Here is a 24512-nt window from a genome sequence, read left to right on the forward strand (position 1 = left end):
CAGCCAGACTTTAGTCTGAGCTTCGGGCAAAACAAAAACGCACAGGCATAGCCTGGGGCGTTTGGGTTGATTGGGTACAAAGGCCCCCGCCCGGGATCACGCAGTAATCCCCTTTTTCATCTTTTCAGCCAGACTTTAGTCTGAGCCTGGGGGCAAAACAAAAACGCACAGGCATAGCCTGGGGCGTTATGTTGTTTGGGTACCAAGCCCCCAATGTTGGGATCACGTAGTAATCCCCTTTTTCATCTTTTCAGCCAGACTTTAGTCTGAGCTTCGGGCAAAACAAAAACGCACAGGCATAGCCTGGGGCGTTTGGGTTGATTGGGTACAAAGGCCCCCGCCCGGGATCACGCAGTAATCCCCTTTTTCATCTTTTCAGCCAGACTTTAGTCTGAGCCTGGGGGCAAAACAAAAACGCACAGGCATAGCCTGGGGCGTTATGTTGTTTGGGTACCAAGCCCCCAATGTTGGGATCACGTAGTAATCCCCTTTTTCATCTTTTCATCCAGACTTTAGTCTGAGCCTGGGGGCAAAACAAAAACGCACAGGCGAAGCCCGGGGCGTTGGGTTGTTTGGGTACAAGGCCCAATCTTGGGAAACGAAGTAATCCCCTTTTACAACAAAAGGGCCTCTCCCAACGGCAAGTGGCCGAACATATAGGTGCTTCTTTCACGCAGATCAGGCGATGGGAGGCCGTGGTTGGGGCTTTTAAAAGGTGAGGGTAATTGGCTGGCTATTGTGCCCGGACCGCAGAGGAGTGGAGTTCATTTCATTGATAGTCAATCCCAAGCGAAAGGATTGACTGCGTCGAATTTCATTTCGCGCGGTAGCGGGGGCTTTGTCCTCATTTTGTGTGCTTGTTATAGTGTTCACTGCTTTTTCGCACTTGAAGATAAGACTCTTTGCCTTTGCACACTTTTTTGGGACAGTATCCTGAAGGCTGTGGGTACTGGCTTTTTTGTGAGCAAAACCTCACAAAAAAAGCTCTCGGACAGAGAGCTTTCTTATTTCGGTTTCAATCGGTGACTAGCGCACGTCAATCTCGTAAGGCATCAGCATTTGCACGCCCTCGAGCTTTTGAATTTTGCGCGCCTGGTTGAATCGTTTGGCCATACGTGCGTCGTTACCGAGGATTACTCCGGCGGCCCACACTTCGGCCTGTCCGGTGAGTTCCTTTATAAATTCTTCAAAGGGATCCTTTAATTCAGGATATCCTTTTACGTCGAAGTCTTCGCCGAGTCCTGCGCGCTCTGCAGCATCGGCAATGGCAGCGTCAAGTCCGCCGAGCTCGTCCACCAGGCCCATTTTCAGGGCGTCTGTTCCGGTCCACACGCGCCCGCGGGCTACTTCTTCCACTTTGATGGGCGACATTTTCCGGCCGTCGGCTACCTTGTCCTTAAAGTCGTCATAGATTTTTACCACCGATTCTTCAATGATGGCCATTTCCTCGGGGTCCAACGCACGCGAAATAGTCATCATGTCAGCGAAGCGGTTGGTTTTTACTCCGTCAAAGGTGATGCCCAGTTTATTGTTAAAGAACTTCTCCATATTGGGTAGCATCCCGAATACACCAATGGAGCCCGTGATGGTATTGGGCATGGCGTAGATTTTATCAGCTGCGCAACTAATATAATACCCGCCTGATGCGGCTACATCTCCCATTGAAACAACAAAGGGTTTTTCGGCCTTAGCCAGTACGGTTTCGCGCCAGATTACATCAGACGCCAACGCGCTTCCTCCGGGCGAATTTACGCGGAGTACAATGGCTTTTACGGTGGTATCCAGACGTGCCTGCCGGATGGCTTTGGAAATGCGCTCTGAGCCAATGGTTTCGCGGTCACCGTCGCCACCTTCAATGGCCCCTGAAGCATAGACAATGGCAACCTTATCTTTTTTGCCTTCGAGCAGCGAACGCTTGATTTTTTCGGCTTTCTGCGGGTCTGGTGCGCGGAAGTAACGACGCAGGGTGAGAAATTCGATGTCGCCTTTCTTTTCAATTTCAAGCTTTTCACGGATAAGCGCTAGCAGTTCATCCTTGTACATGGTTCGGTCGGCCATACCATATTTAACGGCATCAGATGCCTCCCGAATCAGCATGCCATCGGCTATGGTATTGAGTTCGTCTGACGACAATCCACGCGAAGCAGCGATGCTTCCCCGAATGTGATCCCAGGCTGAATCAATCAGCTCCTGAATTTGCTCCCTGTTTGAATCGCTCATCTTGTCGAGGAAAAACGGCTCAACTGCACTTTTGTACTTGTTGTCAGGTCCACGAATGATTTGTGGCTCGATATCGAGTTTTTCGAGCATTCCTTTCATGAACATAATTTCACTTTGGAGTCCTCTGAAATCGAGCATCCCCTCAGGGTAGATGTAGATTTCGTCTGAGACAGATGCCAGGTAATAAGACATCAGTGAGTAGGTTTCGGAGTAACTCACAATCCATTTTCCGCTTTCGCGAAAATCGATCAAAGCCTGACGGATTTCATCCAAACTCGACATGCCTATGGATACAGAGCTGAAGTCAAGGAAAATACCCGATACTTTGTCGTCTTTGGATGCTTTTTCGAGATTTCGCAGCACTTGATTGAGCCCCATTCTTCCGCGGGTTTCAAAACCCGGAAAGCTAAAGTCAAAATCCTGATCCCTGCCGCGATCAACGATGTTTTGATCCATGGTGATGTGCAGTACGGTTTTGTCTTTGACGTCTACAGTTCGTGAACTTTTTGTGTCAAATGAACTTGCAATGACTCCTGCAAGAACCGCTATAAAAATGAAAATGAGAACAACGCCCGAGATGACGAAACCGAGCATTGAGGCAAACATAAATTTGAAAAACTGCTTCATGATGTTATGATTAGATTTCTTATTGTTTTTCGACGAAGGGATTAGTTGTTCAAATTTAGGTGTGATGTTCAATCCTGCCACCGCAATTTACACCAAAGGACACAAGCGGGGTTAAATGGCGACCACCGAGAATGGTTAATTTTGCGCCTTCTATGCAGTATCTGCTTTCTCTGGGCTCTAATATAGGCGATCGGTTGAAAAATCTATCGGACGCTGTATATCTTATCGGGTGCCGTTGCGGGCGCGTTTTGAATGCGTCTGCAATTTATCAAACGCCACCGTGGGGTTTTACTGCCGATCAGCCGTTTTACAACCAGGTCTTGTTGCTGGATTCTGAGTTAGAACCCCATTCGCTGCTTGCACAGTTGCTGGCCATTGAGATTGAGTTGGGCAGAACGAGGGTAGAGGGGGCGGTGGGTTATACCTCCCGAACCATAGATTTAGATATGTTGATGGCGGGCGACACGGTGATTCATACCGAGGGGCTCGAATTACCCCATCCCCGTTTTCATGAACGCGCGTTTGTGCTGATTCCTGCCTGCGAAATTGCCTCCGAATGGTGCCATCCCATAACTGGTGCAACCATTGGAGAACTGGCCGGTATGCACAAAATGCCTGTTGATATGATACGCCTGCCATGAGAAGATACGTGGCCATTGAAGGGAATATTGGGGCGGGTAAAACTACTCTTGCCCGCAAGCTGGCTGAGCAGTGGGATGCTGATTTGCTGCTCGAGGAATTTGAAGACAACCCGTTTTTGCCACAGTTCTACGACAACCCTGAGCGTCATGCTTTCGCGGTAGAACTGTACTTTCTTGCTGACCGTTACCATCAATTGCGCCAGAGGCTGAGCAACCCGAGTCTTTTTCATCAAGTCACCGTTTCGGATTATTTCATGGGGAAATCGTTGATTTTTTCGGCTACCAACCTGCGCGATGATGAGTACGATCTTTTCGCGCGACTGTTCCATATTATGTTCGAAACGCTGCCTAAACCCGACCTTTTAGTGTATTTGTATCTGGATGTTGAGCGTTCACTTGAGCAAATAAGGAAGAGAGGAAGGCCCTACGAGCAGCAAATTTCGGCTGATTATCTGCAGCGAGTGCAGGAAAGATACCTGCAGTTTATCCGTCAGCAGCCCGGACTTACCTCATTGGTGATTGATATGAAAGATGCAGATTTTGTGGATGATAAATCTGTTTATGCGTCGCTTTTGAACCTGATCAACCAAAGGTATGAACAAGGATTTCATACAGCAATTCTTAAAGGTTCTTAACGACGTGAGAAAACTCTGGTAGCTGCTTTTCAGAATTGAAAAACAATACCTATACTTGCACCTGTCTAACAATACACAAATCAAAACAACTACGAATGAAACTGCGACACTACAAAGGCCTGTTTACGGTAGCTGCGGCATCTCTGCTTCTTACTGCATGCGGTGGTCTGGGTAAAATGGCTAGATATGCCAATGACATTACCTACAATGTAGATCCTGAGCCTCTTATTGTGCGAGGTGACAGCGTTGAGCTGAACATATCCGGTAAGTTTCCCGGTAAGTACTTCCACAAGAAAGCGATGATGGAGATGACCCCGACCCTAACTTATGCTGCGGGCCAGACCGAATATAAAATGGTGATGTACCAGGGCGAGAACGCACCCGGTAACGGTATCGTGGTTCCTCACGAAAGTGGTAAGAATTACACCTACTCGGACAAAGTAGCTTACACTCCCGATATGGAGGTGTCAGAGGTGATGGTTAATTTCAAAGGAATCATGGGGAACAAATCAAGAGATTTTGACCCTGTAAAGATTGCTGACGGTGTTCGTACCACTCCTTTTCTGATGCTTTCGGATGATAAAGTTCTTCTTGGAAAGGATAAGTTTCAACGCGTTACTCAACACGACTTGTACGCGCAAATCAACTACCTGGTGAATTCTTCGCATGTGCGTGGCTCAGAACTGCGCGAGGATGATGTGAAGGCGATGATGGCGCTGATCAAGGACATCTCTGATGATCCAATGAAAGCGGCAACGGCCCTGAACATTGATGCCTATGCGTCTCCCGAAGGAGAAATTTCTTTCAACGAGAACCTCGCTGACGACCGGGCTAAATCGGCCAGCAAGGTAGTGGAGCAGGAAATGAAGCGCCGCAAGCTGAAAGCAGAGGGCAGTTTCTTCAATCTCCGCGGTAAGGGTGAAGACTGGAAAGGTTTCCAGAAAGCTATGGAAGCGAGTAACATTCCGGATAAGGATTTGATTCTTCGTATTTTGAATATGTACGATGACGTTACCAAGCGCGAAAAGGAAATTCGCAACCTTGCGGCTACTTACAAAGTGATTGCTGATAAAATCCTCCCCGATTTACGTCGTTCGCAAATGACGATGGTGTACGAAATCACCGGAAAAACCGATGAGGAGATTCTCAACCTGGCGCGCACAGCTCCGGCCGAACTTAATGTTGAGGAGATGCTTTATGCGGCCACATTGACCAGTGATATCAATGAACAGCTTCAATTCTACCAGGCATGTGCACAGCATCATACCAATGATTATCGAGGAGCCAACAATGTAGGTTACATCTACATGCTTCAGAACAAAATGAACGAAGCCGAGGCTCAGTTTATCAAGTCTAATGAGATTCAGCAAAACCCATTTGCCACTAACAACCTGGGAGTGATTGCCCGTTTGAAAGGCGACCGCAAGAAAGCGATGGAGCACTTTCAAAACGCAACAGCTGCGGGTCCTGAGGTGTCGTACAACATGGGGCTGATCAATATTCAGAATGGTGACTACCAAAGTGCCATTGGAAACATGGGAAGCGAGAATACTTTCAATTCTGCACTTGCCAAGATGTTGAATGGAAATGCTCAGGGAGCGAAAACAACCCTTGAGGCCGCACCAGAGAAAGACAGCGCCATGGGTCAGTACCTGATGGCCATCATCGGTGCTCGCCTGGCTGATGGCAACCTCGTGAAAAGCAGCCTGCAGTCTGCTTATTCGCAAGATGGTTCATTGCGCGACAAAGCTGCAAAAGATCTCGAGTTCAGAGATTACCGCGACGCCACCAAGTAAGCCTGCTTACCTGATACAAATTGTAATCCCCGGTCATTGTGGCCGGGGATTTTTTTTGTGGCTACTCTGGCTGGGCGGCCACGACTTGGAGCTTGTTCTGCACCTGGACCCAATGTTGATGTATTTTGTTTGTGTGGCTATACTATGAGGTGTGCATTACCTCAGGTTGATTTGCGATATCATTCATCAGCAATTTTGCTTTTGAACTACAATTCGCTTGTACCAGCTGCCCGGGTTTTGCTCCGTCTTTGTGAGAATTTGCAATGGCATTTGCGCATTCAAGGCGGGCCGCATTTAACCGGCAATGAGGTTGTGTGCTGTGAGATTTTGCTTCACTTGAGGAATGAGCAAGGAATTCGCATAAGGAGAATGTCAACTCACACGGAAAAATGTGATGGGTTGACCTCAAAAAAAAGGAGGGTCAACAACGACCCTCCGAAATGAATTTCTCAAAAGTAAACCTCCTTTCTCTAGAAGATAACCTTTCCGCCACGCTTACGAGTAACGCGTATTTTGCCACGATGCTTTTGACGCACTGGAGTGAATTTGTGCGTAAGGGTTACCATCACAAAGAAGTAACTGTCGTTGTTGTCTGGGTTTCCGCGCTGCATTCCGGTGCCGGTAGAGTTGAGATTTACTGGGCCGTCAGACCCTGCAACATTCACTGGAACACTTGGGTTGGCAAAATAGGCAGCCATCGGGCCATCCTGAGCCTGAATAGCCGCATTGTCGTAATAGATGGTACTTGTATCATCCATGTAATCCGTCATGGTTATTCGGTGGGATATTTCAATACCCAAACTCAGTTGGTTGGTCAGATAAGTACGGTATCCAAAGCCCATTGGGAATACCGGTGTGAAAAGGGAATAAGGATCAGGGCCATTTTCAAAATTCTGCCCTTCTGTTCCCAGAGGTCTAAGATTTACCCACTCTCCATTGTAGTTTGCTTTAGGATTGAAGTGGGCAATCCCCACCCCCACAAATCCGTAGAACACACCTCCACGAGGTCGGGTTTTCACCCCCAGTAATTTGTAACGCGAACCGGGTTGAATTTCGTAGATGGTAAATTCCCCCTTCACAGAAAACTCGTAGATATTGGACTTGAAGTGGATGTTTCTGTGTTGGCGAAAGGGCTCATTGGTCAGTGCGTCATTTCCAGCGATAATGCCGTAGTGGAAACCGGCCTTTAACACAACCCTGCGGGCAATCCTGTACCTGTAATCAATATGAAACGCAGGTCTGAACATCGAAAGCTCGGTATCAATCAAAAACGGACTACCAATGGCATCCCGACCTCCCAACTCACCCAAAAAATTGATGGCACCGACTCCAAACGCCAATTCGTGCCGCTCAAGCTTCCAGTAATTTTGATGTTGGTAATACTGCGCATGCAACCCTCCGTATGACAATACGGCACATGCAATAATGGCTATTGCTCTGATTACCTTTGCTTTTGATTGCATTCTAAATAGTGTCAACAACTGGTTGATGAGCTTGGTCAGATGGTAAAGATACAAATAAGCTCAAAAATCCAAATCTCGTAGACTAATTAAATGAAGCTTAACATCAAGGGTTGCGTGTCCACTGGCGGTAGATTTCGTAGAGAACGATTCCACCACATACTGCAACATTCAGAGAATGTTTGGTTCCCGACTGGCTGATTTCGATGCATCCGTCACAAAGGTCAATCGTACTTTGCTGAACACCGTCTACCTCATTTCCGAAAATCAGTGCGATCGGTTTGTTTGGGAGCGGATTGAAACCGCGGAGCTCAATACTGTGCGAACTTTGCTCTACTCCCCATATCTGGTAACCATCCCGGCGTAACGTGGCAATGACGTGGTGGGTGTCTTCTTCATGCCTCCAAAGCACTGTTTCGGTTGCACCGAGTGCTGTTTTCTGGATATCTCTGTGAGGTGGGCAGGCAGTGTATCCGCAAAGAAAAATTTCTTTGACCAAAAATGCGTCAGCACTCCTGAATACGGATCCTATGTTGCTGCGGCTGCGAATATTCTCAAGAATGACCACCAAAGGGAGCTTTTCCATTTTGCTGAAAGCCTCTGGGTTGGGTCGGTGGAGTTGTTCCAAACTGAGCTTGGTGTTCATAAAATGTGAAAAAATGTGGGGGTAAAGTTCTGTATCCCGGAAGAGGAATCCTATTTTTATTTTGAATTCAGGAAAGATGGCGGGACGGAGTAAAAAACAGGACGGGGGCGAAACACCCCTGATGAAGCAATACAATAGTTTCAAAGCTAAATACCCCGATGCGATACTCCTTTTTCGCGTGGGGGATTTTTACGAAACCTTTGGTCAGGATGCTGTTACGGCATCACGCGTGCTTGGTATTGTGCAAACCCAGCGAAAAAACGGAGCAGCCGCACACATTGAATTAGCGGGTTTTCCGCATCACTCCCTCGAAACTTACCTGCCCAAATTGGTGCGCGCTGGATACCGCGTAGCCATCTGCGATCAGATTGAAGATCCCAAGCTCACCAAAACCATTGTGAAGCGCGACGTGACAGAATTGGTTACTCCAGGTGTGTCCTTCAACGAAAAAACCCTCGATCACCGCTCCAACAATTTTCTGGCTGCCATCCACTTTGGAAAGGAGCGAATGGGCGTGGCCTTTCTGGACATCTCCACCGGAGAAATGCTTGTTTCAGAAGGCTCGCAGGCGGAGATTGAAAAACTTGTTCAAAGCTTTGAGCCCAAGGAGGTACTCTACCAGAAGCAACACAACAACCGCTATCAGGAGCTTTTTGGTAATCGCTACTATACCTACCAGCTCGAAGACTGGGCTTTTCACCGTGATTTTGGCTACGAAAGACTGATAAGACATTTCGAAACCAAAACGCTGAAAGGGTTTGGTATAGAGGATTTCAATGAGGCAGTTGCGGCTGCCGGGGCTACCTTGCATTACGTGGGCGAAACCCGCAACGACCGCCTGGGGCACATTACGGGCATTAAGCGCATTGAGGAATCACAGTATGTCTGGTTAGATGCTTTTACTGTGCGCAACCTTGAGCTTGTTTTTTCGCCCAACGAGAATGCCCGGACCTTGTTAAGTGTGCTCGATCAAACGGTTTCACCCATGGGTTCGCGGCAGATGAAGCGCTGGATGGTTCTGCCGCTTCGCAACCGGAGTGCTATTGAAGCACGGCATGACGTGGTGGAGTACTTCTTCAATAATGAAGAGGCCCGCAAGGTTGCCGCGCGCGAGCTTTCAAAAGTGGGCGACCTGGAAAGAATGATTTCCCGCGTGGCGGTGGGCAAGATTACCCCGCGCGAGGTAAACCAAATGAAAATCGCACTTGATGCACTGTTGCCCATTCGGCAGTTGTGTTTGGAGAGCGAAAGTGATGAGTTGAAACGAATCGGTGATCAGATCAACCCCTGCGAGTTGATTCGCGAGCGGATAGGGAAAGAACTTCACCCTGATGCACCGGCTGCCATTGGGAAGGGCGATGTGATTGCCGATGGGGTGCATCCGGAGCTTGATGAGCTGCGCGGTATCATGGGCTCGGGTAAAGCTTTTCTCGAGAAAATCAGAAACCGAGAGGTGGAACGTACCGGCATCGCTTCGCTGAAAATATCCTACAACAACGTATTTGGGTACTACCTTGAGGTGCGCAATACTCACAAAGATCGTGTTCCGCCAGAATGGATTCGCAAGCAAACGCTTGTGAACGCTGAACGCTACATCACCGAAGAGCTGAAAGAATATGAGAGCAAGATTCTGGGTGCAGAAGAAAAGATACTCGCGCTGGAGTCGTCCATTTTTGCCGCCCTGGTAGAGCAGCTTGCCGATTACATTCAACCTATTCAGGCTAATGCACAGGCCGTGGCCCGTTTGGATGGTCTGTTGGCTTTTGCCGAAGTGGCACTCCGAAACAACTACGTTCGTCCGCTGATGGATGATTCCACCGACCTCGACATCGCAGGTGGCCGCCATCCGGTGATTGAGCTTCAACTGCCTTTCGGTGAGGAGTATGTGAGCAATGATGTAAGCCTGAATACCGAAGATCAACAAATCATGATGATAACCGGCCCCAATATGAGTGGTAAGTCGGCATTGCTCAGGCAAACCGCCTTGATTGTGCTGCTTGCGCAAATGGGAAGCTTTGTGCCTGCCGAGCGGGCGCGCATCGGATTGGTGGACAAAATCTTTACGCGGGTGGGGGCATCCGACAACATCTCGCACGGTGAATCCACCTTTATGGTGGAAATGAACGAAACAGCCAGTATCCTGAACAACCTGAGCAACCGAAGCCTGGTTCTGCTCGACGAAATCGGACGGGGTACGAGCACTTATGATGGAATATCCATTGCATGGGCCATTGCCGAATACCTTCATGAGCACCCCACCGCCCGGGCCAAAACCCTCTTTGCCACCCATTACCACGAGTTGAACGAAATGTCGGAGCGCTTTTTGCGCATTGCCAACTTCAATGTATCGGTAAAGGAGCTGGGCAAGCGCGTATTGTTTTTACGAAAGCTGGAACCGGGCGGAAGCGAACACAGCTTTGGTATTCACGTGGCGCGCATGGCGGGTATGCCGTCTTCTTTGGTAAAACGGGCCACAAGTATTCTTCATGACCTTGAGAAAAAGCGCGGTAAGCCCGATATGAATGGAAAATCACCGGCCAAACACAAAAACGGCAAGGCCGAAGATGATAAAATGCAGTTGAGCTTCTTTCAGTTAGATGACCCGGTGCTTAGTCAGATTCGTGATGAGATTGAAAACATTGACATCAATACCCTTACTCCTGTAGAGGCCTTGATGAAGCTGAATGAAATCAAAAAGATTTCCGGACTGAATTAATTCTGCTTTCACTTTGAGGTTTTGTGGAAATCTTTACTTTTGCATCCGCTTCGCGAGAGTAGCTCAGCTGGTAGAGCACGACCTTGCCAAGGTCGGGGTCGCGGGTTCGAATCCCGTCTCTCGCTCAACAAGCCCGAACCATGAGGTTCGGGCTTTTCTTTTGCCCCATCGGAAAAGCTCGCTTTTCAAAGGTGGGGCAAAAGAAAAGCCCACCAACCAAAGGTTGGAGCGGGCTGTTGAAAGCCTCCCCCCTTGGGATCGCGCAAGCAATCCCGTGATGTCATTCAACGCATTGTGTAGCGGAACGACATAAAGTAGTAAGGCCGGAGGCCTTGATTGCTGCGGCGTAGCGGGACGCTACGCCGAGCACATCTGCTGTTGCTTGTGCATTTGATTGTAAAAGTGCGCTACGCCGAACGTCCGTTTTTATGATTCTGAAAGCAACCCGAATTCATGATACTTTTCACCTCACTGCATGGTTTTTATCCGCCACCACCATCACAACAAAACCGAGTTGTCATCTGTCTGCAGGGGACGGGGATTATTTTTATAACAGCGCCCGTGATTACGCTGGCGAAAAAGGTCTTTTGGACATTCGCCTAAGCGAATACGAACTTCACACAAGCACCGCTGCGCTAATGCTTGCGCGAGATGTGGGGTCGTTGTCGTTGCATGAAGACTAGAAAAATACGCTGTACGAAAATTAGAAAAGTGTGATGTGATAAAATTAGAAAAAAATGTTGTGCGTTGATTAGAATTTTATGTTTTCAATGGTTATAGAACCCCCACACCTCTTATCACCACCTCCTTCTTCTTCTCCTCACTCCGCTTCAAAGCACCTTCCTCCACACTTTTCAACGAACGGAATTTACTCGTAGTCCGCAAATCGCTGTAGCGCGGGTCGGGGATAAGGGCGGCCTTTTGCATGCTGGTGACTTCGATGCTGTAACAGCCAAATTCCTCGCTCACTTTTCCGGAAACGATGTACACCCCTCGCCCGCGAAAGGGAAAGCGTTCCGCCACTTGCGGAAAATGCACGGTATCGAAAAAGTAGCCGTTGTAATCGAGGAAGTTACCAAAGTGCATGCGCTTGCCGTTGCTGGTCTTGGTAACCTTGGCCGTTACCAGGTAGCCGTACAGGGTGATGTGGCGATTGAGGTGCGTGGGCCTGCCCGCTGTAGCGGGCAGATCACTCGCCAGCAGAAATTGTTCGGGTGGAGATTCCAGCAGGTCAAACGGGTTGCACAGCGGAAAGCCCAGCAGTTCCATCTGATCAAAGGCTTCCTCTTCGGGTGTGGTGGTGAGCGGGGGCAACGTGTAATTCTTGTGCGATACGCCGAAGAGTTTTTCCGTAATCGGTTCGGCGGTGCTTTTGCCGAGTTTCATGTGTGCCTGCCACAGCAGTTCGCGCTTGTTCACCCCGGTAAAGCGAAACGCCCCCACGCGAATGAGAATCGAAACCTGTTCGATGCCCATCGCCACGCGGTCGATAAAATCATCGAAGTCCACAAAAGCACCTTTGGCCGCGCGCGCTTTCACGAGTTTTTCAGCGGCCCGTATTTCAAATTCGTGCAGGTGGATAAACCCGAGGTAAAGTTGGTTGCCGACCAGCGTGGTCAGGTAATCGCTGCGGTTTACACACGGCGCCTGGATGTCGGCCCCGTGCATCCGCGCTTCGTGCACATACAACTCGGTACTGTAAAACCCACCAAAATTGTTGATCGTGGCGCACATGTATTCGAGCGGGTAGTGAGCCTTGAGGAAAAGACTCTGGTAGCTCTCCACGGCATAACTGGCGGAGTGGCCTTTCGAAAAGGCATAACCGGCAAAGCTCTCAATCTGCCGCCAGATTTCCTTGCTGAGTTCGTCGGTATAGCCCTTTTCGCGGCAGTTGGCGAAGAATTTTTCCTGCACTTTTTGAAATTCTTCGCGACCGCGGTATTTCCCGCTCATGCCGCGCCGCAACACGTCGGCTTCGCCCAGCGTGAGTCCGGCGAAGTAGTGCGCCACCTTAATCACATCTTCCTGGTACACCATCACTCCAAACGTTTCGGGCATAATCTCGCGCATCACCGGGTGAGCGTCTTCGCGGCGTTCGGGGTGACGGAAGCGCATAATGTACTCACGCATCATTCCCGATTTGGCTACGCCCGGCCGGATGATAGAACTGGCCGCCACCAGCCCGAGGTAGTGATCCACTTTCAGCTTGGTGAGCAGCATCCGCATGGCTGGCGATTCCACGTAAAAGCAGCCGATGGCCTTTCCGGCGCGCAGCATGGTTTTTACTTTTTCGTCGTGCTTGAATCGCTCCACATCGTGAATGTCGATGCGCGGCGCCTCGGGGTGGTTGCGATGCACGAGCTCTACGGCGTCTTTGATTTTGCCCAGCCCTCGTTGACTCAGAATATCAAACTTGTACAACCCCACATCCTCGGCCACTACCATGTCGAACTGCGTGGTGGGGTAGCCTTTGGGCGGCATAAACGTGGCGGTGAAATATTCGATCGGTTTTTCGGAAATGACAATGCCCCCGGCGTGAATACTAAGGTGGCTGGGGAAATCCTGGATCAGTGCGCTGTATTTCAGCACAAGGCGGTGCAGGTGGTCGAGGCTGTGCATGTCGAAGCGGCCCGCACTCAGCATGTCAATGTCGTTTTTGGGTAGCCCGAACACCTTACCCAGTTCGCGCACCACCGCCCGGTATTGAAACGTGTTGTAGGTAGCCAGCAGCGCAGTGTTCGGAAAGCGCGTAAAGATGTAGCGCGTAATGTCATCGCGGTCTTTCCACGAAAAATCCAGGTCGAAGTCGGGTGGATTTTGGCGGTAGAGGTTGATAAATCGCTCAAAATACAGATCCAGTTCAATGGGATCCACGTCGGTGATGCGCAGCAGGTAGGCTACGATGCTGTTGGCGCCGCTCCCGCGACCCACGTAAAAGTAGCCCTTGCTCCGTGCGTAGCGCACAATATCCCAGTTGATGAGGAAGTAAGCTGTAAAATCTTTCTGCCGGATGATGTTGAGCTCTTTTTCGATGCGCTCCAAAATTTCCTTCGACGGAGTAGGGTAACGGTAGTGCAGCCCGTCGTGGCAGAGCCTGCGGATGAGTTCAAAGTCTTTTTCGGCATTGCCGGTATAAGTTCGTTGGTTTTGGTGCGATGCCGGGTCGTTAAACGCAAACTCCACATAGCAGGCGTTCAGGAGGGTATCGGCGCGGTGAATCAGCTCGGGGTAATTGCGGTAGGCGTGTTCCAGTTCTGTGCGACTTTGGAATTGATCGGTTTCGGGTGCGCACGCGGATGGAGTCAATTTGCTGAGCAGCGTATTGCAGTCAATAGCTCGCAGCAGGCGATGGGCGTTGTAGTGCCGTTTGCCGGCAAAGCTGGCGGTGGGCATGGCAACCAGCTTGCTCGGGGGCAGGCCCTGAATAAAGGGCAGGCGGTTCAGGTCGCGCAGGTGCACCCCTATAAATTCGTGGTTTTTCAGCGCAGAGCCCTTGAATTGACTCAACGGATAAACCACAAAGCAGTGTTTGAACAGAGGTGCCTGCGGGGCAAAACCTTCGCCGGAGTGCAGGTGTTTGGTGAGGTGCCGGTTGGCTTCTTCAAAGCCTTTGTTGTTTTTGGCCAGCACCACGTACTGTTGCTGCACCCCGTTGCGGAAGTCAATGCCGGGCACCACGCGTACTCCTGATTGAGGAGCTATGCGCAGGGTGTTGAGCACGGCCGAGGTATTGTTGATGTCGGTGAGGGCCACCTGCCGGTGACCGGTGCTTGCACAATGCTCCAGGAGTTCTTTGGGAGCGAGGGTTCCGTAGCGCAAACTATAGTAGCTGTGGGTGTTGAGGAGCATTGTGGAAACGTATTTGTGCCGCATGGGCAGCCTGTTAAGTTACCCACAAATTTTGGATCTTGGGTGCGTAACCTATTTACGGAGGTGGATATTTTGGCTGGCCCTGTTGTTTGCGAGCAAGTTCCGACCGAAGCCCAGGGAATACTTCGTTACAACTTTTGCAGACCTTTGATCAGCTCTTGCGCGGCTGCAAAGGGGCTTTTTTGCCCGGAGCCCACTTCTTTTTCCAGTTGTTTTTGCTGTTTCCGCAGCGTTTCATTGCCCATCAGGTGCGCGCGCCACAAGTCGCTCAACGCAGTGTGAAACCAGTAGATGGATTGTTGCTCGCGCTTTCGTGCCAGAGCCCCGGAAATGGTGAGCTTGCGGTGATGTTCTTCAAAGAGTTCATAGATGTGCTCCAGCCCTTCGTGGTGAAGCGCTGAGCAGGAGGTTACACGCGGAATCCAACCATCTTCCTGGGGCGGAAAAAGATGAAGCGCATTTTTGTAGGCTTGTTCGGCCTGCCTCGCTTTGCGCACATTGTCGCCATCTGCTTTGGTAATGGCGATGGCATCGGCCATTTCCATGATTCCCCGTTTGATGCCTTGCAATTCATCGCCCGCACCGGCCAGCATCAGCAGCAAAAAGAAATCGGTCATGCTGTGCACGGCGGTTTCGCTTTGGCCAACGCCTACCGTTTCTATCAGGATCATATCAAAGCCCGCCGCTTCGCACAGAATCATGGCTTCTCTTGTTGCGCGGGCCACACCTCCCAACGATTCGGCAGCCGGACTGGGTCTGATAAAGGCATTCTTGTGTCTGGAGAGCTGTTCCATACGGGTCTTATCGCCCAAAATGCTACCCCCGGTTTTTTGACTGCTGGGGTCAATGGCCAGCACAGCCACCTTGTGTCCGCGTTCAACCAGGTAAAGCCCGAAAGCTTCAATAAAGGTGCTCTTTCCCACGCCCGGCACGCCAGTAATTCCCAAACGTTGAGCTTTGCCTGAGTGGGGATAAAGCAGTTCGGTGAGTTCAAATGCCTGATGATAGCCGGAGGCCTCAATGCTTTCCACGAGCGTAATTCCCTGACTCAGTGCTTTCAGGTTTCCGGCCAGTATTTGATTGGCCAGCTCGCGTGCATGGGGCATGGCTTTGCGCGATGATTTCAGTCGCTCAATGGCCTGCTGCCTGGCTTTTTCCTCTGACTTCATCAGGAGTTTTGAAGCATTTGGCTCAGGTGCGGAGGCAACAGGTTTCCGGTTGCGGCCGACATTTCTGCCTTATGTAATTTTTCTGCCTGCTCCAAAGCGCGGTTGATGGCCAAAATCAGCAGGTCTTCCAGTTCCTCGGGATCGGCGCTTCGGAGGGTTTCGTCCATATGAACAGACTTCACTACCTTATTTCCGTTCACAATCACCCGCACGCGTCCATCGCTCGATTCACCGGCTACCGATACAGTCTCCAGGCGCTCTTTGGCATCTTTTACATTTTGCTGCATTTCGTGCAGCTTTCCCATGAGATCTCCAAACATTTCCTTCGAATTTACTCCACGAATGTAGTGATTGCCCAGAGATACCTGCGTTGCAATCCAGTGAGAAAAGTCATTGATAACTGACATCATGCATGAGACCACAAACAATTTGTGCTTTCCTGTTGTATTTTGCGGGGCTTTAAGTACGTGCACCAACTCATCAATCCAAATATAAACTCAATCGCATGAAAAGATTCGCCAATACTACGGGCATCGTAACCCTTTTCGCCACAATACTCTTCACACCACTGCTCTCAAGGGCGGAGTCAGTTCCACATGAACCCAATAAAACCATGACACATTCAGTTTCCCAACTTTCGCAGACCCAAAAAATGGCGGCTTACAACACCTGGGCCAACCTCCAACTGTGCAACTGGCTCAGCGAGGCCGACAGCGTGCAGTGGAGCATGCACATTGAGTCGAGTTTTACTACCCTCAATACCACGGTATGCCACCTTTGGAATGCCGAGCACGGCTGGCTTTCAACCCTCAATAAAGAAGCCTGGTCCATGGCTGTTGAAAGAGATAGCGGCCTTTCGCAACGTGAAGTGCTTAACGGCTTTATGGAGACCTCGCGTGCGTTTCAGGTATATGTAGATCAGCTCACAGAAGAATCATTTCACGACACCCGCAATCTGGGTAAGGACCAAAAGGCGGTAAGCCTGGCGGATATTATTCAGCATGTGCTGAACCACGCCACTTATCATCGCGGGCAGCTTATTACAATGGGGCGTCAGGCCGGGCTGAGCAGTCCTCCGCGCACGGATTACATTTTTTTCATGATGCAGTGAGTTGGGTGGTTGAGGGCTGGGGCAATTGCTGAGCGCTCATTCATGTTCCCGGAGATTCGTACCTTGATGCCTTCGGGTTTGGATGATTCAACATGAGCAAAACCAGGGCAACATATCATCGCGGAAGGGGTGCACAGCACAATCCTCAAAACCGCTTCGCCGCTCAGGAGCGCGTCATTGAACATGTGGAAGGGGTTGATGAAGACGGTGAGAGCGAAGGTCGCCGCACGCAATACCTGGAGATTTTTCCGAAGAGTATCGTCACCAAAGTCAACAGTCCGGATTTGGGTTTTAACTGGTCTATGAATCCTTATCAGGGTTGCGAGCACGGCTGCATATACTGCTATGCGCGTGGCAGTCATGAGTATTACGGCTACAGCGCCGGCCGTGATTTTGAAGAAAAAGTGCTCTACAAGAAAAATGCGGCCCAACTGCTCGCGGATACTTTTCAAAAGAAGAGCTGGCAACCCGATCTCATCGTATTGTCGGGTAATACCGATTGCTATCAGCCTGCTGAGCGCAAGTTTGAAATTACCCGCCGCTTGCTCGAGGTTTGCCTGCAGTACCGCAACCCGGTGGGAATCATCACCAAAAACAGCCTGTTGTTGCGCGATTTAGACCTACTTACCAAGCTCAATGAGCTAAACCTTTTGCGCGTTACACTGTCCATCACCACGCTCAACGAGGAGGTACGTCGTGTGATGGAACCCCGAACGGCCTCCGTGCAGCAGCGCCTTAAAACGCTACATGCGCTGAGCGAGGCGGGCATCAAGGTAAATGTGAACATGGCACCCATTATTCCGGCCATTAACAGCCATGAGGTGTTTGAGCTCGTGAAAACGGTAGCGGCCCACGGAGCCCACTCTGCAAGCTATATCCTGGTGCGCCTCAACGGGCACAATGGCCAGCTTTTTACTGATTGGGTTCAGAAAAATTTTCCCGACAGGGCAGAGAAGGTGCTGAATCTTATCAAAGAAACCCACGGTGGCACATTGAGTGAAACCAGATGGAAACTTCGCATGCGGGGTGAAGGTCATTACGCTGAACAGGTTCGCCACCAGTTCAGGCTGGCTCAAAAGCGTTTCTTGCCTGGTGACAAGTTGCCACCGCCGGATACGTCGCAGTTTTTGCGAGGCGGGCAAATGAGCATGAAGTTTTGAGTGTGGCAATACCCAAAATTGTTCTGCTTGCTGAATATGAATGATTAACTTTCGGTCAAGAACAAACAGGCCATGTGGCGACTTATCAGTATCATGTTGTTCGCGATTGTGTCGTGCAATGCTGGTGCACAGAACTTTCTGATGCGTTTTGGAGGCCCTGCTGCGGACGAGGCAATGGGGCTTGCCCGTGATGGCGACAACAACACGTATCTTACCGGGTATTATTCTGGCGCTATGTCGCTTGTTGGCTTGCCTTCACTTGAATCAGCCGGTTTATCAGACGTGTATGTGCTGAAAATTGCACCCAATGGAGTTCCTGTATGGGCATTCAGCGGTGGGGGAAACGGACCTGACAGAGCCCACGGTTTGGCGTTGGCTGCCGACGGTTCCGTGTACGTAACTGGTTTTTTCTCTGGCACGGCCGCTTTTGGTGATTTTGTTGTGTCTGCAGCGCCAGGTTCGCAGGATGTTTTTCTGCTAAAGTTATCGTCAGAAGGTGAAGCAGAATGGCTCAAAACCTATGGAGGAGACTTTGCCAATCTGGGCAATGACATCACCGTTGATATCAGTGGCAATATATTGGTTACAGGCCAGTTTCGCGGGCAGATCAACTTTGAGGGCACAGTGTTTAATTCATTGGTTAGCCCGGATGACAACGACCCGACGGTGGATATTTTTGTGCTCAAAGTGAACCCTGAAGGCGATTTGCTTTGGGTGAAGCACGGACAAGCCACAGGAGACAGCCGCGGATTGGGTATAGACACCGATGCTGCCAACAATGTGTACGTCTGCGGCCAGTATTCAGACACCCTCACTTTCGATACGCCTACTCCCAACGACATACTCAGTGCCGGATTTGTTGCGAAATTCAATGAAAACGGCGCGGAGCAATGGGTGCGAACCATTACTTCCTCACAAACCACGGCATACGACATTGCAGTGCATAGCTCCGGAGATGTGTTTGTATGTGGAAACGGGTTGGGAGTATTTGGCTTTATAGGAGATGGGGCAGGGCAAACCTTTCCGACGAACTTTACCCACAACACATTCCTGTGCAAAATGAACTCCAATGGAAACCTGCAGTGGTTGACACACGAGGGCTCTGAAAATCCTGTGTCCGGTCGGGTAGTGGGTGTTGACGAGCTTGGAGGTGCCTACGTGGGCGGAACGTTCAGGTGCCGCATGGATGAGTACTCGGCAGAATTTGGAACCGGTATCTTTTACAGCGCCGGTTTTGATGATGTTTTCATTTCGGGCTACAGTTCACAGGGAGAGAGACTTTGGAGCAGGCACAGTGGCAGTGTTGGGGTGCTTACGGTGAGAGACATGATAGTGGATGGTCCTGATCTGCCGGTTATTTGCGGCGGCTTCCACAATGCGCTTACGGTAACCAATGCGGGAACCTTTTCACCGATTTCGGGCAATCAGCAGGGGGGGCTTAATCCACCGCTTTGCGGCGACATGGCATACGGTAATATGCGCTGGGTGAATTCAGCCGGGGGGCGCGACGCATACGTAACTTCTCCCATCAATCTCAATCGCCAACCACTGGATTATTTCCTGCGCCCCTCCGGTGCGTGCGAGCGGCCGTACCTATTTCCCTGTGTTCAATCATGTGTTGACAGCCTTGCCAGCTGCATTGCCCCAATAACCCTTTTGTTCGACGACCCGACCATCATGCCCTTGAACCCTGCTTACACCCTCGAATGGACTGCTCAAAACACAACCCCTCCAGGGTACCTTGTTGTGGAGGAAACAGATTATTACATATCCGTTTATAGCAGGGAAGATGGTTGTATACAGCACGAACAAATCATTCACTTTGAAAAACTGGAAATTCCTGTTCCAATTGTTGCTCACAATATGGGTGCTGAAATGGGATTCCCACCGGATGTGATGGGAGCCCACCTGTGCCTTCCTGATACCGTGACACTGACTGGCAGCAACGTAAATCCCGGAGATCAATCCTGGTGGATTTTCGAAAACATGGATGTAGTACTCCCGGGTGAAAATGAAAATGAATTTCATGTATTTGGAAGCACCCAATTCAGCTTCAATATTCAGAGTGAAAATGGTTGTATAGGCTCAAATGAAAGCGCCATCGCCGCCAGCTATCCGATTAACGACATTGATTTAACCATTGCATTTCCTGGGTATGATCAAACAATTGACACTGTTTTTCTTTGCCCGGGAGAAAGCTTTCTCACGGTAATGATTATCCCCCCGGACGCTGAAAACGACCTGCTTTTTATCTTTGAAAATGGATCCATAAGTTGGTCACTGACATCATTGATTGATGCTTTTATTTTTCCTGAGACCGGCCCCACCCCTCCGGTGCAAGCAACCATATTACCCAATGAATCAGGTTATATTGTTACCAACATCGCCATAACCAGCCTCTGCAATGACTCTATAACTCATTTTATAGATTCCATTTACGTTCACATGTACCCTGAGCCTGATCCGCTACTTTCTATTGAAGGCCCAAATCAAATATGTCCGGGTGATACAGTTGTATTGGTTGGAAGTGGTTTTGATTTTGACCCAACATGGGGGGGTGCCAACTTTATTGAGGTAAATGACAGCACCATCCTTGCATGGGAACCTGGTGCATACAGCCTCAATGCAACTGTAATTAATGAGTTTGGATGTATGGCAGAGCAAGGGACAACCTTTTTTGTTTCATTTATTGATGCGTCATCCATCACGATGGTTCCTTCAAACGGTGTTATTTGTCCCGGTGATTCTGTGCAGCTTATTTCAGAGCCCGGATTAAGCTACACATGGATTGGCCCGATGGGAAATGTTGTTGGAACGTCTCAGGATATTTACGTGAATACACCCGGTTTTTACAGTTGTATACTTACCAGCTTTTCAGGCTGCAAGGTTGAATCCAACATTCTGGAAGTAGCCGAGTATAGTACACCGTTTGTCATTCCACTTCCGGGCAACGACCTTTGTCTGGAGGGGCAGGTTGAACTTCAGGTGGTGGCGCAGCAAGGTGCGGTTGTGCAATGGGACGAACCCATTTCATCCAATAGCCTTTTAGTAACGGTTACCGAACCCGGAGTGTATAGTTGTCAGATAACGCTTTGCGGCATTACAACTACGCAATTCATAACGATATACGAAACAGAGGTTAATGCAATCATCACTTCGAGCGGACCGAGTGTAATTTGCGACGGTGATTCGCTTTTGCTTACGGCCAATCCGGGTATGGCCTCCTACCAGTGGTTGCCGGGCATGCAAAGTTCTCCACAAATATGGGTTACCGAACCGGGTACCTACAGCCTTAACACCACTGATTTTGAGGGTTGTGTAGGAAACTCAAACCCACTTGTTGTGACCACCTCTTCAGGGCCCGTGCTCAACCAACCCGATACGGTTCTGAAGTGTGTGGAAGACTCTGTGCTCCTGGAAGCCACGGCCAACTTTGTAGTCTATTCCTGGAATCCAGGCGGAGAAAACAATCCTCAACTTTGGGCCATTGCGCCGGGAGCATACTCATTGACTGTTACTGACAGTTTAGGGTGTGTCATGGAAAGTCAGCAAATTTGGGTTGAGAATCACGAACAGCCGCAGGCCCCGACAAGCGATGATATCTTGCATTGTGCCGGTGATGACTTTGCGTTTCAGCTTCCGGGATTTGACAACGTGCTTTGGTGGCTCAATGGCGACACACTTTTCGGTAGCTCCATTGAAATAGAGGGGCTTGGCAACGATACTTCAATACCTTTTCAGGTCATTGATAACAACGGATGCCTCAGCCCGACAGAATTTCTGCAGGTTTTTGTGTTGCCCACAACTGTCACTCCTTCACTTTTTGCCGATACAACCCATTGCGCCGGTGATACGTTGCTGCTGGAAACGGATAGCTTGTTTGCCGCCTCTTATCTGTGGACCATCGATGGAATTCCTCTGTCGCAAAACCCTGCAGCCCAATGGGTGTCCGGTAGCGAGGGCGGAAGCTACACCATTCATCTTACCGTGCTTCTGGGCGAATGTGCTTCCGGAACCGCAGGATTTGAAGTAAACGTAGTTGCTCTTCCTGACTCTTTGCCGATTATAGGAGCAGTTGAGCTTTGCGAAGACATGCCGCTTGAGTTGTCCACCGAATTACCTGAGGGTCAGGAGGCAATATGGCAATGGGAAACAGGGGAAATTTGGTCGGATAACCTTTTTCTACCGGCACCAATACCCAACGGATTGAATGTTCAACTTACGGGCTTTGCCGGGCAATGTCCGGGATCTACCACAAACACAACCATTTCCGTGTTTGCCTACCCCAATGTTACCTGGAGCAATAACTCACCTGTTTGCGAAACCGATAGCTTGTGGTTAATGACCAATGCCACCGAAGGCTGGGCCAATATTGTGCTGCCCTCAGGCGAAGTATGGGATGACGAATCTTGGTTTACACCCGAAGCCCAGACGGCAGATTCGGGCATGTACGAAATTATAGTCTGGAACGGGCCGTGCTTCGTATCGGAGGACCTGTGGCTGGAAGTTTGGCCGCAGCCACCCGTATGGCTCAGTGGAGATACCCTGGTTTGTGCCGGGGTTCCGCTGCAATTGCCATTTGCCTCACAGGACTCTGTCTGGCTGAATGGACTCTGGCTCACTCCACCGGTGGTTCTCAGTCCGGGTATGTCGCATTCGCTGGCCTGGATCAATGAATATGGTTGTATTTCGGAGGGGACTTTTGATATAGAAACTGAAGCCTGCGACGGGGAAATCTCCAATGTTTTTTCGCCCAACAGCGATGGAATCAACGACGTGTTTCTCTACAACCCATTTGGTTACATCCAAACAAACTTTAGGGTGTTTAATCGTTGGGGTCAAGAAATCTGCCATTTGATTAACCAAAACTCCTGGGACGGTATTCACTGCAAAAGCGGTCGGGTGGTTTCAGATGGGGTTTACTTTTACACCCTTGAGTACATTGCACGAAATCAGGAGCGGGGAGTGCATAAGGGAAGTGTACACGTGCTCCGGTAATCACCCAAACCCCGCCACGATCTTGTGGTAATCCTCCTTACTGCACGGAACCGCGCCCTGCACCACGAGGGCGTACATTTCAGCCTCGCGGTCGCCAAGGGTTTTCTCGCCCTTGTAACAAGTTGCATGGATGTCTTTCAAGGTGATTTTACCAGAGCTCAAAGCTTCGATGGTGCCAGAATCCGTAAACGCGTACGCAGATTCAGGCGGAAGAGAAAAGTGCATCACCCTGGCGTTTTGCTCCTCAAAGAGAAATAGGTACAACTCGTGCTGCGAAACAATTCGCAATGCCTTTATGTTGGTCAATGCCCGGTGAATCACCATGTCACTGAACTTATCCAGCAGCTCGTCGGTGCGTTGGGGGCTTTGAGTTTTGATGGCCTCCCACTCATGGGCTGTGATACTTTGCGCTGCCAGAAAATGAATCATTTCCTGTTGCAATTCTTCCAACTCCTCTTTGCCCAAACGATGATAGCGCATAATCAATATTGAGTTCGCGAAGGTAAGTCTTCACATCGAAGCAGGGGGGAGGCCGGAAATTCTATTTTTGCCTTTCAAACCAAAGAAAAAATGAAGATTGTTTCATTCAACGTAAACGGAATCAGGGCTGCGGCCAACAAAGGAGTGCTTGACAGTATCCGTGAGATGCAGGCAGATGTAGTGTGTTTGCAGGAAACCAAAGCCACAGTAAGCCAGGTACAGGAAACCCTTGCGCCGCTGTTGAACGAAGGATACCATGTGTTTGCCAACGAAGCCGAGCGTAAAGGCTATTCGGGCACAGCCATCATCACCAAACACAAACCCATCGGGGTTACCTATGATATCGGTCTAGCTGATCACGACAAAGAAGGTCGTGTGATAACGGCCGAGTTTTCGGAGTTTTACCTTGTTAATGTGTACGTGCCCAATTCGGGGTCGGAGCTGGTGCGGCTGGATTACAGAAAGCGTTGGGACGAAGCCATGCTCAACTACCTGAAAGTACTGGAAAAACTTAAACCCGTGGTTTTTTGCGGAGACTTAAATGTGGCTCATCGCCCCATAGACCTCAAGAACGACAAAGCCAATTACAACAAATCGGCCGGCTATACCCAAACCGAGATAGACGGTATGGACAACTACATTGATGGTGGTTTGGTGGACTCTTTCCGGGAGCTCAATCCCGACACCGAAAAATACTCATGGTGGAGTTTCCGCGCCAACGCCCGTGCCCGCAACATAGGCTGGCGGATTGATTATGTGCTGATGAGCCAGGCCCTTGTTCCTCGCCTGAGAGAGGCCTTTATCCTGAACGACGTGATGGGCTCAGATCACTGTCCGGTAGGGGTGATGGTGGAAGATCTGAAATAGACATCAATCGGAGTGTAAGGTTCAGAAAAAGTGGTGGTTAAACTCGAATTACACTCCTTTGACCTGTAAAAAAATGCAATAATTTGGTTCGAAATAGGTTCGCAAACAGTATCTTA

Annotated in this window: 16 protein-coding genes and 1 tRNA gene; 10 read left to right on the forward strand and 7 right to left on the reverse strand. The window is 49.8% G+C overall.

Features of this window, described 5'->3' with window-relative positions:
- Positions 1-1026: 1026 nt before the first annotated feature.
- On the reverse strand, positions 1027-2847 hold the full coding sequence (gene sppA, locus EA392_01200; protein ID TVR41620.1) for a signal peptide peptidase SppA: 1821 nt from the start codon (positions 2845-2847) through the stop codon (positions 1027-1029).
- Between the two features lie 131 nt (positions 2848-2978).
- Here sppA and folK point away from each other — a divergent pair, with 131 nt between their 5' ends.
- From folK to EA392_01215, 3 genes are all read left to right on the forward strand, one after another.
- Positions 2979-3488, forward strand: a complete 510-nt coding sequence (gene folK / locus EA392_01205; protein ID TVR41621.1) for a 2-amino-4-hydroxy-6-hydroxymethyldihydropteridine diphosphokinase — start codon at positions 2979-2981, stop codon at positions 3486-3488.
- On the forward strand, positions 3485-4123 hold the full coding sequence (locus EA392_01210) for a deoxynucleoside kinase (protein ID TVR41622.1): 639 nt from the start codon (positions 3485-3487) through the stop codon (positions 4121-4123). Before folK ends, EA392_01210 begins: the two co-directional genes overlap by 4 nt.
- A 176-nt stretch (positions 4124-4299) precedes the next feature.
- On the forward strand, positions 4300-5919 hold the full coding sequence (locus EA392_01215) for a hypothetical protein (GenBank protein TVR41623.1): 1620 nt from the start codon (positions 4300-4302) through the stop codon (positions 5917-5919).
- Between the two features lie 470 nt (positions 5920-6389).
- Here EA392_01215 and EA392_01220 read toward each other — a convergent pair whose 3' ends face one another.
- Both EA392_01220 and EA392_01225 read right to left on the reverse strand, forming a co-directional pair.
- Entirely contained in the window at positions 6390-7436 is a 1047-nt protein-coding gene (locus EA392_01220; GenBank protein ID TVR41624.1) for a hypothetical protein, read from the reverse strand.
- Between the two features lie 49 nt (positions 7437-7485).
- A complete protein-coding gene (locus EA392_01225; protein TVR41625.1) occupies positions 7486-8025 on the reverse strand; it encodes a TrmH family RNA methyltransferase in 540 nt (179 codons plus the stop codon).
- A 76-nt stretch (positions 8026-8101) separates the two neighbouring features.
- Here EA392_01225 and mutS point away from each other — a divergent pair, with 76 nt between their 5' ends.
- The 3 genes from mutS (at position 8102) to EA392_01240 (ending at position 11424) form a co-directional block, all read left to right on the forward strand.
- A complete protein-coding gene (gene mutS, locus EA392_01230; GenBank protein ID TVR41626.1) occupies positions 8102-10741 on the forward strand; it encodes a DNA mismatch repair protein MutS in 2640 nt (879 codons plus the stop codon).
- A 52-nt stretch (positions 10742-10793) separates the two neighbouring features.
- Positions 10794-10869: transfer RNA gene (locus tag EA392_01235), tRNA-Gly, on the forward strand.
- Between the two features lie 300 nt (positions 10870-11169).
- On the forward strand, positions 11170-11424 hold the full coding sequence (locus tag EA392_01240) for a hypothetical protein (GenBank protein TVR41627.1): 255 nt from the start codon (positions 11170-11172) through the stop codon (positions 11422-11424).
- Between the two features lie 91 nt (positions 11425-11515).
- Here the strand turns inward: EA392_01240 and EA392_01245 are convergent, their stop codons facing one another.
- The 3 genes from EA392_01245 to EA392_01255 form a co-directional block, all read right to left on the reverse strand.
- Entirely contained in the window at positions 11516-14590 is a 3075-nt protein-coding gene (locus tag EA392_01245; protein TVR41636.1) for a DNA polymerase III subunit alpha, read from the reverse strand.
- 149 nt (positions 14591-14739) lie between these two features.
- Positions 14740-15717 carry a methylmalonyl Co-A mutase-associated GTPase MeaB gene (gene meaB / locus EA392_01250; protein TVR41637.1) on the reverse strand — a complete coding sequence of 326 codons (978 nt, stop codon included), beginning with the start codon at positions 15715-15717 and terminating at the stop codon, positions 14740-14742.
- A 62-nt stretch (positions 15718-15779) separates the two neighbouring features.
- The gene (locus tag EA392_01255; protein TVR41638.1) at positions 15780-16100 is read right to left on the reverse strand and encodes a YbaB/EbfC family nucleoid-associated protein; all 321 of its coding nucleotides are present in this window, start codon (positions 16098-16100) and stop codon (positions 15780-15782) included.
- A gap of 185 nt (positions 16101-16285) precedes the next feature.
- Here EA392_01255 and EA392_01260 point away from each other — a divergent pair, with 185 nt between their 5' ends.
- The 3 genes from EA392_01260 (at position 16286) to EA392_01270 (ending at position 23049) form a co-directional block, all read left to right on the forward strand.
- A complete protein-coding gene (locus EA392_01260) occupies positions 16286-16891 on the forward strand; it encodes a hypothetical protein (GenBank protein TVR41628.1) in 606 nt (201 codons plus the stop codon).
- A 92-nt stretch (positions 16892-16983) separates the two neighbouring features.
- Positions 16984-18051, forward strand: coding sequence for a PA0069 family radical SAM protein (locus tag EA392_01265; GenBank protein ID TVR41629.1), 1068 nt, complete (start codon positions 16984-16986; stop codon positions 18049-18051).
- Positions 18052-18123: 72 nt separating this feature from the next.
- On the forward strand, positions 18124-23049 hold the full coding sequence (locus tag EA392_01270; protein TVR41630.1) for a hypothetical protein: 4926 nt from the start codon (positions 18124-18126) through the stop codon (positions 23047-23049).
- Here the strand turns inward: EA392_01270 and EA392_01275 are convergent, their stop codons facing one another.
- Positions 23050-23529 (reverse strand): hypothetical protein, encoded by a 480-nt coding sequence (locus tag EA392_01275; protein ID TVR41631.1) that lies wholly within the window; start codon positions 23527-23529, stop codon positions 23050-23052.
- 90 nt (positions 23530-23619) lie between these two features.
- Between EA392_01275 and xth the strand changes: the two genes are divergently transcribed.
- A complete protein-coding gene (gene xth, locus EA392_01280) occupies positions 23620-24396 on the forward strand; it encodes an exodeoxyribonuclease III (protein TVR41632.1) in 777 nt (258 codons plus the stop codon).
- The last annotated feature ends 116 nt before the right edge of the window (positions 24397-24512 follow it).

The organism is Cryomorphaceae bacterium (assembly GCA_007695365.1).
Classification (GTDB): Bacteria; Bacteroidota; Bacteroidia; order Flavobacteriales_D; family SKUL01; genus SKUL01.